Below are 16,985 nucleotides of genomic sequence, written 5' to 3'. Positions count from 1 at the left end.
ACATTAGCATATAAAAAGAGGGAATTTTCAAATTGAAAATTCCCTCTTTTGTTGTGTAGTTTAGTAAATAAATATTAGGTGTAAAAAATGGAGCTTTCGCTCCATTTTTTAATTATTAAGTATTAATTTTTGTTAATAATAACTAAACCATTTCTTCCTGAAGCTACAAACAAATGATTGTTTGTTGAATAAACATAGTTAGCAGATCTTTGTTGAGCTAAAGTAAAATGACCGACATATTTCATAGTCTTTTTATTTAAAACAACAACACCATCTCCACCATTAGCTACATATAAGAAACACCCAGACAAATCAGCATCAACAGCAACAGCATTAGATCTACCGTTATTTTTTAATACTTTGTATCCGTCTAAACCTCTTAATTCACTTGGAATAAAACGATCTACTAAATTACCATTAGATAAATCAAATTTTGCAACTCCTGCATCACTTAAAGCAGCGTAAACATAATCTGACTCTAAAGCCAAAGTATTTTTACCATCAGTTACATTTAAATTAATAGATGAAAAACTTTTTGCAGCACCATATAATAAATTACCAGCATTATCTGCGAATCTCAAAGAAGGAGTACCATTAGCCAAAGATAAGAAAACTTGTTTAGTTGGATTAGATACTACGTATTTCGCGCCAGTTACTGCTTGAACATTTGAATTAAGTGAAAAATCATCATTTAATTTTATCAAACCGCCATTAGTTCCACTTGAAGCTAACCAAATATTAGTACCATTAAAGTTTAAATTCTTTGCTGATAAAGAAGGTAAATTATTAGATTTTATCGCATCCGGATTATTAGTAAACATTCCATCAGTTAAAGGTACAGTGTACATAATTGCTCCGGCTTTATTGTTACCAACTGCATATAATGTATTACCATTTATTTCTAGAGAGTTAAATTCTGCTTTATTAAAGTCTGCTTGTGCGATTAATTGTGGACTTTGAAGATTTGAAATATCAAAAACACGAATACTTCCAAATGGTGAATCATCAAATTCTTCATCATTTGTATGGTAAGAAACATAAGCTTTATCTCCTACAACTCTAACGTCAGTAGCACTTAATGTAATATTTCCAACTACTGGACTTTGATAAATTCCAGAATAGTTCATGTTAACAGAAGCTGCTGTACAATCAAAACTACCTAAATTAACATTAATACAATCTGAAGAAGCAATGTATGTGTTCTCGTTTAATGCAACATCATTAGCGATTTTTAAATTATTTCCTGATAAAGTAGTATTAATATCAATTCCACCTTTAAATGCAGGATTAGCATTCATAGTCCCAAGAGTTACACTTGAAGCTAAATCAATTCTAGCCTTGTTAGTTAAAACGTTTGTAGATAAATTTTCAACTCTTCCATCAATACTGATTGAACCACTAGTTACATGAGTATAAGAATCACTAGCAACATGAATACGTCCATTACTATTGATTGAAAAACCATTATTAAATGTTGCTTTAGAATTATTGATTAATTTACCATTGAATTGTGTATTTTTTTCAAAAGTAACTTGACAATGGTTTCTAATTTCACTTAATGAATTAACATTAAAAGTACTACCCCCATTTAAAGTTAATGTTTTATAATTCTCTATAATACCGTCTATTGTATTTGATTTATAAGTAAAATCACCGAAGTTATTTATCTGTCCGTTTGAATTCAAATGAATTGTAGTATTTGAACCAAATGTTGCATTTGGACCTACAATTATTTTGCCGTTTGAAGGAACATTAATAGTACCAGAAGTATTTAAAGCTCCCTCAACATAAATCTCAGCTGCACCATTGAAATTTAAATTTCCAGTGTATGTTCCTTGAATGATTAATTTTACACCTGCAACTAAATTAATATTTCCGTTGAAAGTTTCACCTGTAGGAATATAATAAACTGATCCTGACTGTGTATTAACATTTGAAGGATTTGCAATTGTAACTAGATTAATAGCTCCAGTTATAGGTTGATTTTGGTAAGTTGGTAATGAGTTTCCAGAACGAGCTGAAAATCCATTTATAAGATTAATTTTTGAGTTATTACTTTCTGAATAATGTTTTAACAAGTCACTTCCATAAGTGATTGTAACATCTTCATTACTTACAACACCAGATTCAGAGTTATTATTGTTTGTTCCGTCAACAGAATCGTCGTTAGAACATCCAACTAATGCAAAACAAAGTGCTGCTCCTAAGAAAGTTAATTTAAATTTTTTGTTTTTCATAATAATTAATTATTGTTAATAAAATATAATCTAATTTTCAGCAAAAATATATAATCTAGTTTAGTCTATTATTTTGCTATTTTATCTTTTTATTGTTATTTTTTCATAATTACATGCCATGTTCCTTTGCTTTTTTCGAAGTTTTCAATGGATTCCAGACATCTTTATAAGAATCGTAAAAAAAGAATTCATCGATATACGAAATAGTTCGGACAATTCTCATATAATATCCCATATATAATGGATACAGTGGTATGTATATTATTTTTGAAAAAAGATATTTTTTATCCTTATTCACGAAGAACACAAACGAATATTGTCCTAAAGTCATAAAAAGATAAATTGTATATTTAAAAGGAAACCAAATCAACATAAAAGAAGGATCGGTTATTAAAATTTTAAACATATAAAAGAACCATAGTAAATCAAGAACCAAACTAAAAAATACATTTTCGAAAAATGATAAAAAATTAATAATCTTGAAGTTTTTGTTTGGTTGCCAAATATCATTGTGTTTTCTTAGTCGAAAACGAATTAAAGATCTCGACCATCTCAAACGTTGTTTCGTTAACGCTTTCCAAGTTACTGGAGCGTGTGTTCTACAAATTGCTTCTTCTTCAAAAAGAATTCTATAATCAATCTTTCTAATCTTTACTGTTATATCTCCGTCTAATCCAGGACCGATATCCCAACCTCCTACTCGATTCAACACATGCCTTGGGAAAGCTCCAAATGCACCTGAAATAATTTTATAAATTTTTAATTTTGAAAGTACAATTCTAGAAACACTAATGGTTTGCAGATATTCTAAAAATTGCATCATTGTGGTCAACGATTCTTCTCCATTACGCACTACCAAATTTCCTCCAACACCTCCAACATTTTCATATCGATAAAAAGGAATTAAAATTTTCTCAATAGCATCTGATTCTAAAGATGAATCTGCATCTAGATGTACAACATATTTACCTTTTGAATATCGAAGACCAAGATTTGCTGCTGAAGCTTTACCTCCTCTTACGGCAGCTGATAAAAAAACATCTATCAGACCACTTTTTTCAAATGAACTTGCAATAATCGCTGTATCATCTGTTGACCCGTCATCAACAACAACCAACTCTAAGTTTGTATAGGTTTGCCTATTCATTGATTGAACAAGCTTAAAGAGATGTTTTCCTTCGTTATGACCAGGAACTAAGACTGTGACCAAAGGCATTTCATCAAACAAATCTTCTCTTGCTTTATCCCATAAATCTTTGGTTTTTTTTCTTTCGCTTCTACTCCAATACAAAGTAATTCCTTCAATAACAAAAAATCTTGGAATATCTAAAATAAAAATGTACCAACCCCATTTAATGATGTCTTTCCAATCAAGTATATGCCATAGATAGAAGTACTTTTCCCAAAGTTCCATCATTGTTCAATAACTTGTTGGTATCCTAAATTGGTCAATTCATAAGCATAAATTTTCTTTACAATTAGTTCGTCTGGACTTTGTTCTGTTTTGCAATCAACACAATGAACACCCACAGGAGCATCTTGAAATTCGTGATTACATTTTTTGTTTTTACACAAAAATATTTTCCCTGGTTTGTCATAATCTACACCTAAATTTTTTAATTCAGATGAACATTTCGGACAAGCTAATTTATCTTTTAATACAAAATCTTTATCAATTCCAACGTAAGCACATCTAAAATGATGAATTAAGTTTCGAACTTTTAAGTTGTGATTTGTACATTTTGGACAAACCTCTCTAAAGTTTAAGAAACCACTGTGACAGTTTTTACACAAATGAGAAGTATCTACATAGTTTCTTGCTAATGAACCTCCAAGAAAAGCTTCTCTTAATAACATGCGAGATTTAGTATAAGCATCGTTTTTGTTTTCAAAAAAAGCCTCAATTCGTGTATATGAATATCCTGTTAAAGATTTTCTATTAATATTTGGTACAATGTTTTTTTTACGTGTATAGTAATAATTTAAGATTTTGAAAGTATAAAATTCATCTGAAGTTTTATCGAAATCATCGTATTTATACTGATTTTTTTCAATGAAATTATTTATAGTTTCTATGTAAGGTATCTTATCAATAAAATTTAACCATTTAATATATCCATCGCTTAAACTCTTTAACAAATCTGAACTTAATGAGTAAACCTTTTTTAATTCTTTTTGTAAAAAAATTGGTTTCAGATTAATTCTTATATCTTCTGATCGAATAATTTTATATAAAAAACGTTTTACAAGCTTTGGATCATTATGATTAATCACCCAAACATCAGCTAAGCTAGGGTCTGGTAAAAGATTATTGGTTATTGCATGCTCCAAAAGCACTACCTTTTTTCCGTGAATTTCAATTATATTATCTAACATAAATTAAACTTTATAAATTTATTATTCCTTTTCTTACTCTAACTGGGATATTACTAACCTTTAACTTATCCCATCCTTCACAATTAGCAGGCAAAATTTCTATAACAACACCATGTCTATAATCAAGTACAGAATTATCAATAATTACCTCATCTTTTGTTTCTGAAACGGCATACATCTTATTTACCTTTCCTGCTAAATTTTTATGCCCATACGGTAAAACAACGACTACATCATCTCCAACTTCAAATTCATCTAAATCAGACATTTCAATGTAAGCTCTAACAAAATAAATTGGCTTTATAATCGAAAATACTTTTTCTGGTTTGTAACAAACTTGGCTTTCTTGAATCGCTATACGATCAATTGAACCATCAACAGGTGAAGTAAAATACGTTTTACGATTGTTGAGATGAAAACCAACTCTATCCAAACGATTAGCATTTGAAACTCCTTGAAGCAATTTCAAGCGTTCATCAATCAAGGTTTGGTATTCTGCCTGAATTGTTGCAATCTCATATTTTGTATCATCTACCGAACGATCAACATTTGCTAATTCATTCTGAGTGATAACATTTAAATAAACTAGTTTTTCTTTTTTTACACGTTCCGATTGCCAATAATTTAAACGCTTTTTTAATGCAATTAAAAACAACCTTCTTTTTTCAATTTGAGCTTCGATATCTATTAAAGATTTTTTTCTATCTGCGTGATTTCTAATAACCTGAAGCGAATCTTGATTACTTCTGTTAATATTTGCATTTTCATCATAAATCTGATAAGAAAACAAAGTATCACCTTTTAAAACATATTCATCTTCATGAACTTTATATTCTAGGATTCTAATATCATCTGTAAACTTGACATCGTATTGTTCTTGTAATAATATACCGTGTGCTAAATCAAAAAACCAAGGAGTAGTCAGCCAACGAATAAAAGAAGCAAAGAGAATAAACAAAATACCTAAGTATAACCACCTATCCCATCTTCTTTTTTTTACCTTTTCTGGTTGCGAGTTATCGACTACAATATCTTTGGTGAATTTAACCTTCATTCATTTTTATTTAATAACACTGAAAGATCGTAATAACTTATCTCGGTTATTCCATGATTGTGTAATTCATTCAATGCTGTATTTAAAATTTCAACATTTTCAAAATCACTTAATCGTAATACCCAAACAAAATTTTCTTTTAAAATATTTCTCAATTTTTCAGTGCGTTTTAACAACTTTTTTTGATCCACATTTTCATAAGCCATTATATAAGTTTTGATGTTTAATTTCTTCAAAACTTTTGCATTTTTTTCGGTTAAATTCATTGGAACACTTACACTAAGCTTCACATCATTATCTTCGCACCATTGGTTAACTAGCGTAAAAATAGTATTCATATTTTCTACATAACTATCAATATTTTCTCTATAATCAGAGAACGTATGAGGTTCAATGTCTAAATGAATTCCTGTAAAGTTTTCTTTATCTAAGTGATTGATCTTGCGAATCAATTTTTTTATTCCTAATTGATTTTTGGCGTACGAGTTCTCACCAATTAAACGGTGAACTTCAACTTGGTTTTGTTTAGCTTGTACTACAAAATCTTTTAGTTTTTCTTGATTACTTTCACCAGGTGAAAGAAACAACATTTTAATATTATTCTTGTTTAAAGCCTCAATCAGCGATTGATTCGTTTCTGCTTTAAAAGTATCACTCCATAAATAAGTTGAAGTAGCTACTGCTAATTTTTTATCTTCTAAAGGAATTTCTATCGGTTCTTCCAAAATAGTTTCGATAGCAACATTATCATTCAATTGTGATTTTGGAGCCGATAACAATTGATAAGTAACAAAATATTCAGAAATTGATTGATTCACATCTAAAATTTCCAATTTTTTTCTTAGCAATTGCATTGAGTAATCAATATATTTTTCTGGACTAAAATTCAGAATATGCTTTTCATAAACTTGAGTTTCATTTTCAATAAGAGCTTCTATATATTTTACATCGTTTTGTAAATTTTTCAATTCATTTTTTTGAAAATAAAAATCGTAATGCAACTTTTCTAAGCGCTCTTTGGCTTTTGTTCTTTGCAATTCTAATTTTGCATCAAAACTTTCAATTTTATATTCAAGAGCTTGGTCTTTACCAAAACGGATTGGAACTGATAATGAAGCGCCAACACTTGCAAATGAACGATTAAAAGCACCTTCAGAATTGAAAACGTTATATCTCACTCTTGTTCTCAAACTAGGTCGATCCGAATTTTTTCTGTCTTTTCGAATTAATTCCTTTTGAAGCTCAATAATCTCTGAATCCAAAGTCAACAAATCTGTCAACTCTTGTTTTTCGATATTTAATACATCCAAATCAATATTTGGAATATTACCATATTCACTTAAAAGCGTTTGATTATCATCTTTAGATAGGTAACTTTCGCTTAATTCGATATGATTATTAATCTTTGAATAATCGTTTTGAATCTTTAACTTCTCAGGCAGATTAATCAACTTAGCTTCAAATAAATTGTTTGTGTAAACAACTTTTGCTTTTAAGAATTCTGCAAACTTTTTTAATAATTCAATCCGTTGAATATCGAAAATGTATTTTAAAGTCTCGATTTTCTTTTCTGAAACATCCGATTTTTTAAACAAAACCAATTCCAACGAATCTTTTCTATTTTCAATCTGATTTAATTTTAGATCGTTTTTATGTTTGAAGTAACTACCTTCTCCTAAAATAACCCAATCTAAACCTGTCGAAACTTTTGATCTAAAATAAATATCTTCGTCATCAGATCCACCCAAACCAAAATTATGTGTGAAATCTGAAACCCATTTTAATCCAATATTCGAAATTGAATTTTGACCATTCAAGGTTAAGTTTGAAGCCTTTTTATTTACTAAATTTTCATTTTGATCTATAAACTTTAGTAATACTTCTTTGTCTGAGGATGGTGAATTTTTCTGAACTCCTTCAACTAATTTTTTACTAGCGAAAAAAAGGGCATTATATTCAATTACTAATTGATCTAAATCTTGATTTGAACTTCCGTTTGTTTGAGCTTTTAGGTCAACTCCAATCAGAATTATCAGTAACAAGCTATATAATAATTTCATTTGTAATACCTTTAAAACTAAAAAATTAAATGCAAAATTACTTATTATAAAAAATCAGGTATCTTTGATTTTGATTCTTTAATTTGTATTTTTTGCACTATTAAGTAAAAACTCTCGCATCTCAGTTGGTGATTTTCCTAAATTTTTCTTAACAAATGTGCTGAAGTTAGCTTCATCATGAAATCCTAATTCAAAAGCAATTTCAGAAATATTTAAAGTCGAATTTTCTAACATTTTTTGAGCTTCACTTGCAACTTTATCAACAACAATTTTTTTTGCTCCTTTTCCTAAAACAGTCTTGGTCATTACCGAAAGTCTTTGAGGAGAAATATTTAGTTGTTCTGAATAATATGATACACTTTTTTCTTTCTTAAAATTTTTCTGTAGAAGCACTCTAAATTTGTTTACCTTTTCTAAATAAGTTGAATGATGATTAACTTTTTCAAAGGAACTTTCTTCTAATCGTAAAAGCCCATCTAACAGTAAAATTTCAACACAATTATGAGCGACACTAGTATAAATTCCGAAATCTTTTTCCTTATACAAATTGATTCGATCGATAATTAACCCTTTTAAAGCTTCGCTATTTCCGATTGGCTGAGAAATAAAAATATCTTGCAAATCATTGAAAAACAATTCTGAATTCAGTATAAAACTATCTTTAGCAGATTTTTCATAAAATGACGATGAAAAAGCAACTATCGTATTTTGAGGATCCCAAAATTCATAAATAACATTTTTATATGGTGCTATATAAACTAAATTATTTGCTTCAATATAATAAGTACGCCCTTCTACAATAATTTTTGTTTTCTCAAATACAATAACTATTACAAAATACTCCATTGTATTAAAGCTAGAAGAACCATTATTTCTAGCTATAAGATCATCAATTGAAATAATACTAAAACCTTTAATTTCTAATTCTTTTGAAACTACATACATAAATTGATATAATTTTTGTTGCTTGCAAAACTAGACATATTAAAGTTTGGTGAGCTGTCATTTTAGAAATAATTATGGTCATTATTGTTTTTTAACATAATTTCGATTAATTTTCACAATTACACAAATTTTAATTAACATTAAAAAAGCTTTAAAAAACTTTGACTTTTCAACTCTTATTACAAACTCGGAAACATAAAATAATTCGTAAATTTGTAGGCTATTTTGAAAAGAAATCATGGAGAAGAATTTAACAAAAGGAATTTTATTTGTTGCACTTGGAGCAACTAGTTACGGAATGCTTGCAACCATTGTGAAACTGGCATATAAAGAAGGTTTTTCAACCGCAGAAGTTACCGCCTCACAATTTGCCTTTGGAATAATCATATTATTATTAATTCATTTATTTAGCAAAAAATCAAAAGACAAAAAAGCTACATCAAAAGACATAAGAAATTTAATGCTAGCCGGAACATCGATGGGATTAACAAGTGTTTTGTATTATTTATGTGTCAAATATATTAATGCATCCATAGCTGTTGTGATGTTGATGCAATCAGTTTGGATTGGCGTTTTGATCGAGGTTTTACAAACAAAAAAAGCACCTTCAATAACTAAAATTATTTCAGTACTTTTAGTATTATTTGGAACTGCTTTAGCAACAAACATTTTTAATTCGGAAATTGAATTAAACACAACTGGTTTGATTTTTGGATTTTTAGCAGCTTGTTCTTTTAGTATGACTTTATTTACTACAAATAGTGTTGCAACACATTTAAAAGCAACAAAACGAAGTTTGTTCATGCTTTTTGGCGGTGGAATTATTGTTGCTTTGTTTGGATTTTTTACACAGATTGGTCCAAATAATTTTGATTTTATGAAAGGTTTTATTTCAGATTCAACTCAAATTAGAGATTTTAGATTTGAAATTTTTTTTACTTGGGGAATTATTTTATCCTTATTCGGAACAATCATTCCTCCAATTTTATTGAATAAAGGCTTTCCCAATACAGGAGTAGGATTAGGAAGTATTATTTCTTCAATCGAATTACCCGTATCTGTACTTTTTGCTTTTATATTATTAAACGAACAAGTACTTTTGATACAATGGACAGGAATTCTAATCATATTACTCGCTATTGTTTTAATGAATTATCGATTACTATTAAATAAATAAAATCTCCTAAAAAGAGATTTTTTTTTGCAACATGTTAAAATATAAGTTATTTTTTATTATATTTGACTTAACAAAATTAAAACCAACTTAAACAAAATTAAAATGAACCTTAAATTTCCGTCAATTTGCCCGAGTTGTGAAGAAACCCTCCAAGTTTCTCAATTGAAATGTAACCATTGCGAAACTAGCATAAATGGAAATTATCCGCTACCGATTTTTTTACAATTAACTCCAAAAGAACAGGAGTTTATTTTACAGTTTTTTCTAACAAGCGGAAGTTTAAAAGAAATGGCTTCTCAATTAGGAATAAGTTATCCAACTGTCCGAAATCAATTAGACGATATGATTGAACATGTAAAACAACTTCAAAACCAAAATAACAATGAAAAATAGCATATTATTAAATCCTTTTGCTGTATTAAGTGATAAAAAACAAACGATTATTGGAATTATTAGTTTAATTCTAGGAATTTTAATTGCTCATTTTATGGATATAAACATTCAAATATTAAGAATAGATCCAACAGAAAAAGTTAGCCTTTTAAAATCGTTTCTTAACCTGTGCGTTTGTATTTCATTCTTATCATTAGCGTTTTTCGGAATTGGTAAAATCATTAATAAAAAAACCAGATTTATAGATATATTAAATACCGTTTTATTAGCTTTTATTCCTGTTTATTTGAGTTTATTTCAAAACATAAATAATTTTTTAACCAATGAAATCAATCAAATCGTTGAAGCAATTGCAAACGGCGATATTTACAACATGTCGCCTCCTATTCTTTTGTTGATTGTTGGATTGATAGGTCTTGCATTTTTTATATACTACATCTATTTACTTTTCATTGGATTTAAAACAGCAACCAATGCAAAAAAAGCTTGGCATTATGTTTTATTTTTTGCAACATTAATTATCATAGATTTATTAACTTCAATTATTATTAACTCAATTTAAAAATTCTATTATGAAAAAAATTTTATTCGTATTAACATTCGTTTCAGCATTTACTTCAAATGCACAAAATGCCCCAATTAAAAATGTAAACGACAAAAACGCTTCAATACCTGAATCAAAATCACAATTCAATTCAAGTCGTGAAATCAAAATTACAGAAAATTTAGTGGGTGATTTATACCAAGCAAAAAATAAAGAAACCGTTATTCTACTAATTGCTGGTTCTGGACCAACAGATAGAAACGGAAATTCTTTAGGAATGGCAGAAAACAATTCTTTAAAATTCTTAGCTCAAGGATTATCAGAACATGAATTTAATGTATTTACTTACGATAAACGCGTGGTAAGCTTATTAAAAAATAAATCTGACCTTCCTGATCTAGATTTTCAACATGGTATTGAAGATGCCGTGACGATTGTGAAATTCTTGAAGGAAAAATTAAAGTTCAAAAACGTTATTATTGCAGGACATAGCGAAGGTTCTTTAGTTGGAATGGTTGCTGCACAGAAAAATGCATCTGCTTTTATTTCTTTAGCTGGAGCTGGTAATTCAATTGATATAATTCTAGCAGAACAATTAAACAAACAAGCACCGATGTTAAACGACGAAGTTTCTAGAATTCTTAACCAATTAAAAGCTGGAAATCGAGTTACTGATGTAAATCCAATGTTACAAGGTTTATTTGGAGAGCAAAATCAAACTTTTTTAATTGAATGGATCAGTTTAAATCCTGCAGAAGAAATTGCTAAATTAAGAATGCCTATTTTAATCATTAATGGTACAAAAGATATTCAGGTTAGCGTAACTGAAGCTGAAATCTTACATCAAGCAAATCCGAAATCAGAAGTTGTAATTATCGAAAATATGAATCATATTTTCAAAACTATTGAAAAAGATGAGGAAAATATTAAATCATACAATGATCCAAAACTACCAATCAACAAAGAATTAGTTTCAATTATTACAAAATTCTTACAGAAAAATAAATTCTAAATGCTTGTAACTTGTTTAGTTATGGCTTTTATCATGGTATTCATTGGTGGAATTGTAACCGAAGAATCAGCTCCTAGCTTATTAAGCGGTTACAATACCATGAGCGATGAAAAAAAGAAGAATGTAGATTTTAAAGCCATTGTAAAAATATTTCATAAAGTTTTTTACGGAATTGCGATTGCATTAACAATTATTGGAATATTAAGTTATTTCTTTGAAAACGATAATCTTTGGGGTGCCCTTCTATCGATAACTGTAACTTGGGGACTTCTACCTTTGTTTTTTGTAGGTAAAAAGTATGACACCAATATTTATAGCAAATGGCAAATTTATTTAAACTATTTTGTGATGTTGTTTTTAATTGTTTTGGGATTAGTCATTGCCTTTTCAGTTTATCATCATGAGGGAAGTTTGATAATCGAATAAATAAACATGAATAAAAATCCGAAAATAAAAGTTAAACCGTCACAATTTACAAAGACATTAGAGATTGTAAACTATTTTTTAATTATTGTCTTTTGGATTATTACTAGTTTAGCTTACAAACATTTACCTGAAGAAATTCCAACACATTATAACGGTTTAGGGGAAGTTGATGCGTACGGAGATAAAATAACCATTTTCTTTTTACCGTTAATAGCATCCATTTTATTCGTTACATTAACTATAACAGCAAATAAACCGTATTGGTTCAATTATTCAGAAACGATTACAGCCGAAAATGTAGAAACACAATATAAAAATGCCATGCGTTTTATGCAATCACTCAACTTGTTTGTACTGCTAATTTTTATATTTATCGATTATAAAACCATACAAATTGCATTAAACAAATCGGGTAGTTTAGGTGTTTGGTTTCTACCTTTAACAGGAATTGTAGGAATTTCAATAATTATTTATAGTGTGAAACAATCAAAAAAAGAAAATATATGATAGATAAAATTTTAGAAATCACCAATCCAATGCTTTTAGCTGTTGGTTTTATTTTTATGCTGATGGGAATTATCATGTATAAATTTCCACCAAAAAAGATTAATGGTTTGTACGGTTACCGAACGGCAAGTTCAATGCAAAGTCAAGCTAAATGGGATTTTGCTCAAAAATACAGTGCTAAAACAATGTCATTTATTGGCTTGGGAATGTTTGCATTATCATTTACTCGAACATTACTTCCTTTTGATAACGATCAGACAGCCATTTTTGGAGTTGCTATTTTACTACTTAGTGTTATTATTTTATTAGTAATTGTTGAAAAGAAATTAAAACAAATACCATAACAAAAACGTCGTTCAAGAGAACGACGTTTTTGTTTTATATAATTAGTAAACCGAAATCACGTAATTGTTCGGCTTGTTTGGTAAACATAAAAGGTTCAAAATCTTCAGAAGTTCGCGCTTCAAAACTTTGTTTCATTTGTGCGAATGATAAAACACCTTTCGGACTTTGTTTTAATTCTTGTAAGAAATTTTGTAACCATCGACCAACTCCCAAATCCAATTCAATTTCTAATAAATTGTGTTTGGAATGAAACGTTAATCGAGCTTTTTCAAATGTTTTTCCTTTTTTGGTTTTGGTAAACGTTTCTAAAGTGGGTAAACTTCCTAGCCAAACCACTTTTTGCGTCGCTTTATAGGTTTGGAAAGCTTCATTTTCTAAAACGGAAACGATATAATCAGGTTCAATTTTTGTTCTCGGAATTTTAAATTCAAACCATTCTTGCAACGGAAAATCAAAACACAAACCGTGCATATAATTGAATAATGATTTCTTTAATCCAAAAGAAAATTTATCATGAACGGCACCCGATTTATCTTCGTGAATCATATCGTTATTCGCAAAAGTTCCTAAAGTTGTAGAATGGTTAATCACATCAAAACTTTCTGGATTCATCCCAACCGGACTATGAGCTGTCATCGCAAATTGGTGCCAAAAACCAGATTGCATAATACCCACTTCAAACATTTGGCGAACCATTTCTAAGGAATCTATCGTTTCTTGAGCGGTTTGCGTTGGAAAACCGTACATTAAATAGGCGTGAACCATAATTCCGGCTTCAGTGAAATTTCGATTTACGCGAGCTACTTGTTCAACGGTAACTCCTTTGTCGATTAGTTTCAATAATCTATCAGAAGCAACTTCTAAACCGCCAGAAACTGCAATACATCCTGAAGCTTTTAATAATCGACATAAATCTAACGTAAAGCTTTTTTCAAATCGAATATTCGTCCACCACGAAACGGTTAATTTTCGTTTAATGATTTCAATGGCAACTTCACGCATCAAAGCAGGCGGCGCAGCTTCATCAACAAAATGAAAACCTGTGGTTCGCGTCGTTGCAATTAATTGTTCCATACGATCTACAATTTCTTTAGCCGCAATAGGTTCATAAACCTTAATATAATCTAACGAAATATCGCAAAACGTACATTTTCCCCAATAACAACCGTGCGCCATAGTTAATTTATTCCAACGGCCATCACTCCACAAACGATGCATGGGATTAACCACTTCGATTACCGAAATGTATTGATTTAAATCGATATCTGAATAATCAGGACAACCGACTTCACTCTGTTTATAATCTTGAATTAACGGATTGTTAATGTATTTCACTTCGTTATTTTCCAATAAAAAAGTACGCTTTAATTCGGATTGAGAAATTTCATTATTCACAAAACGAATCAATTGTTCGGTTGGTGCTTCGCCATCATCTAAATTAATGAAATCGAAAAACTCAAATACGCGAACATCAGCAAGTGAACGCAATTCAGTATTCGGAAAACCACCGCCCATCACCACTTTTATGTTTGGATGATTGGCTTTTATGTATTTTGCGCATCTAAAAGCACTGTATAAATTCCCAGGAAATGGAACTGAAAAACCGATGATTTTCGGATTGGTTTTCGTGATTAAATGGGCTAAACTTTGTAACGTAATTTCATCAATATAGGTAGGTTGCTCATTTAATTTTTGATATAATTCATCAAACGAATTGGCAGATCGACCCAAACGTTCAGCATAACGACTGAATCCGAAATTTTCATCAACCGTTTCGATAATCAAATCCGATAAATCTTCTAAATATAAAGTCGCAAAATGTTTGGCTTTATCTTGAAAACCCATCGAGCCAAAAGCCCAATCTAAATCTTCGAGATGCGAAAAACGTGAAGCTTGCGGAAGAAAATCGTCATGTACAATGGCATTTGCCAACGTTGGATTTTTTCCTTGAAGGAAAGCAATAACCGCATCTACAGATTCGATATAATCTTCTTGAAGCGCAACAATTCGTTGGGAATTCTCGCCCAATTCAAAATTATTTGCAGCAATAAAAACGAACAAATCTTGTAATCCTTTTTTAGAAAACAATTTCAAAATCACTTCGATACCTAAATCGGATTGAAAGGATGAAATATTTTTTGTATTCAAAAAACCTTTCAAATAAACCGTTCCCGGATAAGGAGTGTTTAATTGTGTGAAAGGCGGTGTAATAAGTAAGATTTGTGTTTCCAAAACTGAAATTAATTTTTGCAAAAATACAATTTTGAAAATGATATTCTTTATAAACTATTTTAAAAGAACAATCTTCTAAATAGTAAACACTTAAAATTGATTTATTTATTCGAATAAAACTGATTTATCTAATATGACTATATTATTTACTTTTTTATAAACTTTATTCTATTCACATTTCCTTCTTCTGTTGTAATTGATAGAATATAAACTCCAGAACTTAAAAAACTAACATCAATTGATGAATTTGATTGAATTATATTCTGTTTAATCAAACTTCCATTGATAGCATAAATTTCAAATGATTTTAAATTATCATTAGAGAAAGATTCGATATTTAAAAAGTCTTGAACAGGATTAGGATAAATTTTAAATTTAAAAGATTCTTTATTATCTACATTTAAAACTCCGATATTATTAATATATAATTTAGCAACCGCAGTATTATTATCTCCTAAACCAGTTATTAATAAATCATTATATCCATCATTATTAACATCTCCAACAGTTAGTTTTCCATAATTATGAGCTGTAAACGGAATGTCTTCCACCTCAATAAAATTTCCTTGTCCATTATTTAAGTAAAAATGAATTGCGTGTGTATTTGGAGATTGCACAACTCTACCCGATGTAATTACGTCTAGAAATCCATCATTATCAAAATCTGCTAAAGCAATAGATGGATAATCAGTATGGCGAATGAAAGGAGTGTTTTCAGCTTTTGTGAAATTTGCATTTCCATCATTTAAAAATATAGCAGAATTATATCCACTAAAATTAGCGCTAGAAGCAGGTCCGTTACCAATAAATACAATATCAATAGTTCCATTATTATCAATATCACCAACCTTTAGTGCCCCTTTTGCTGTGTGATTAAAAATAGATTGAGTCATTAATGTAAATGTACTATTTCCATTATTTTTAAAAATTCGAATTTTAGACAATTGAGCTCCTGTTGATACTTTACCAACTGTGGCTATATCAAGTAAACCATCATCATCAAAGTCAGCAATTTCAAGATGAGCATAATATAATCCAAAAGTTTCTAAACCAGATTGACTATTTAAAGTAAAATTTCCTGTTCCATCATTTTGATATAAATGCAAAGCGTAATTATTACTACTAATAAGTCCTGAAATAATTATATCCAAATCGCCATCATTATCAAAATCAAACATTCGAATATCACCTTCTCTTGCTGTAACAAAAGTATTATTTAAATTTTCAGTAAAATTTCCGTCACCATCATTTAAATATAATCCTACTTGATTTTCACCAGGGCTACCAAATCCTCCTGAAACTATCATATCAGGAAATCCATCTCCATTTACATCACCAAAAGCCAGACCGCCTTCACGCTTTTTAATAAATGTAGTATCATCGTCAAGTATAAAATTACCTGTTCCATCATTCTTGTACATACGGCCAAAGGTTGCATAATTAGAAGCTGCACCACCAGTAAACAAGTCAATGAAACCATCACCGTCTATATCCTGAAAATGTACTTCATCCCAATTTCGTTGAACTGGTAAAATTCCAGAATCTTCATCTAATATAAAATTTTGAGAAAAACCACTAATAGTAGTTAATAAAAAAAAACTTAGTAATTTTGATTTCATAACCTGAGTTCGATTAATAAATCAAGAAAAATAGTTGGTAAAAAAAAGAAATAGTTGT

15 protein-coding genes are annotated in these 16,985 nt (G+C 29.4%); 7 read left to right on the top strand and 8 right to left on the bottom strand.

The genetic code is table 11. The features are described 5' to 3' along the window. Positions 1–122 precede the first annotated feature (122 nt). The 6 genes from EG240_RS06620 to EG240_RS06595 form a co-directional block, all read right to left on the bottom strand. A complete protein-coding gene (locus EG240_RS06620; RefSeq protein WP_125018613.1) occupies positions 123–2,237 on the bottom strand; it encodes a hypothetical protein in 2,115 nt (704 codons plus the stop codon). Between the two features lie 109 nt (positions 2,238–2,346). Continuing rightward, positions 2,347–3,654: a glycosyltransferase gene (locus EG240_RS06615; RefSeq protein ID WP_125018612.1), complete on the bottom strand. Its 1,308-nt coding sequence runs from the start codon at positions 3,652–3,654 to the stop codon at positions 2,347–2,349. Beyond that, positions 3,651–4,613 (bottom strand): TackOD1 domain-containing metal-binding protein, encoded by a 963-nt coding sequence (locus EG240_RS06610; RefSeq protein ID WP_125018611.1) that lies wholly within the window; start codon positions 4,611–4,613, stop codon positions 3,651–3,653. Before EG240_RS06610 ends, EG240_RS06615 begins: the two co-directional genes overlap by 4 nt. Positions 4,614–4,623: 10 nt before the next feature. After that, positions 4,624–5,667, bottom strand: coding sequence for an HlyD family secretion protein (locus EG240_RS06605; RefSeq protein WP_125018610.1), 1,044 nt, complete (start codon positions 5,665–5,667; stop codon positions 4,624–4,626). Beyond that, the gene (locus tag EG240_RS06600) at positions 5,664–7,727 is read right to left on the bottom strand and encodes a hypothetical protein (protein ID WP_125018609.1); all 2,064 of its coding nucleotides are present in this window, start codon (positions 7,725–7,727) and stop codon (positions 5,664–5,666) included. Before EG240_RS06600 ends, EG240_RS06605 begins: the two co-directional genes overlap by 4 nt. 78 nt (positions 7,728–7,805) lie before the next feature. Continuing rightward, positions 7,806–8,672, bottom strand: a complete 867-nt coding sequence (locus EG240_RS06595) for a helix-turn-helix domain-containing protein (protein ID WP_125018608.1) — start codon at positions 8,670–8,672, stop codon at positions 7,806–7,808. Between the two features lie 235 nt (positions 8,673–8,907). Between EG240_RS06595 and EG240_RS06590 the strand changes: the two genes are divergently transcribed. From EG240_RS06590 to EG240_RS06560, 7 genes are all read left to right on the top strand, one after another. Then, positions 8,908–9,849, top strand: a complete 942-nt coding sequence (locus EG240_RS06590) for an EamA family transporter (protein WP_125018607.1) — start codon at positions 8,908–8,910, stop codon at positions 9,847–9,849. A 102-nt stretch (positions 9,850–9,951) separates the two neighbouring features. Continuing rightward, the gene (locus EG240_RS06585; protein WP_125018606.1) at positions 9,952–10,242 is read left to right on the top strand and encodes a DUF2089 family protein; all 291 of its coding nucleotides are present in this window, start codon (positions 9,952–9,954) and stop codon (positions 10,240–10,242) included. Beyond that, the gene (locus EG240_RS06580; RefSeq protein WP_125018605.1) at positions 10,232–10,804 is read left to right on the top strand and encodes a YIP1 family protein; all 573 of its coding nucleotides are present in this window, start codon (positions 10,232–10,234) and stop codon (positions 10,802–10,804) included. The genes EG240_RS06585 and EG240_RS06580 overlap by 11 nt, the downstream gene beginning before the upstream one ends. A 10-nt stretch (positions 10,805–10,814) precedes the next feature. Then, entirely contained in the window at positions 10,815–11,798 is a 984-nt protein-coding gene (locus EG240_RS06575) for an alpha/beta hydrolase (protein WP_125018604.1), read from the top strand. Then, a complete protein-coding gene (locus EG240_RS06570; RefSeq protein WP_125018603.1) occupies positions 11,799–12,224 on the top strand; it encodes a DUF3784 domain-containing protein in 426 nt (141 codons plus the stop codon). A gap of 6 nt (positions 12,225–12,230) precedes the next feature. Then, positions 12,231–12,731, top strand: coding sequence for a DUF1648 domain-containing protein (locus EG240_RS06565; protein ID WP_125018602.1), 501 nt, complete (start codon positions 12,231–12,233; stop codon positions 12,729–12,731). Beyond that, on the top strand, positions 12,728–13,075 hold the full coding sequence (locus EG240_RS06560; RefSeq protein WP_235830339.1) for an SdpI family protein: 348 nt from the start codon (positions 12,728–12,730) through the stop codon (positions 13,073–13,075). Before EG240_RS06565 ends, EG240_RS06560 begins: the two co-directional genes overlap by 4 nt. Positions 13,076–13,109: 34 nt before the next feature. On the opposite strand, the gene EG240_RS06555 is transcribed toward EG240_RS06560, so the two are convergent. Further along, positions 13,110–15,329, bottom strand: coding sequence for a B12-binding domain-containing radical SAM protein (locus tag EG240_RS06555; RefSeq protein WP_125018601.1), 2,220 nt, complete (start codon positions 15,327–15,329; stop codon positions 13,110–13,112). A 125-nt stretch (positions 15,330–15,454) separates the two neighbouring features. After that, positions 15,455–16,927, bottom strand: coding sequence for a T9SS type A sorting domain-containing protein (locus EG240_RS06550; protein WP_125018600.1), 1,473 nt, complete (start codon positions 16,925–16,927; stop codon positions 15,455–15,457). Positions 16,928–16,985: the final 58 nt, after the last annotated feature.

Origin of the sequence: Paenimyroides tangerinum, assembly GCF_003865405.1 — a bacterium.
GTDB lineage: Bacteria > Bacteroidota > Bacteroidia > Flavobacteriales > Flavobacteriaceae > Flavobacterium > Flavobacterium tangerinum.
This window is presented reverse-complemented; position numbering and strand designations above follow the sequence as displayed.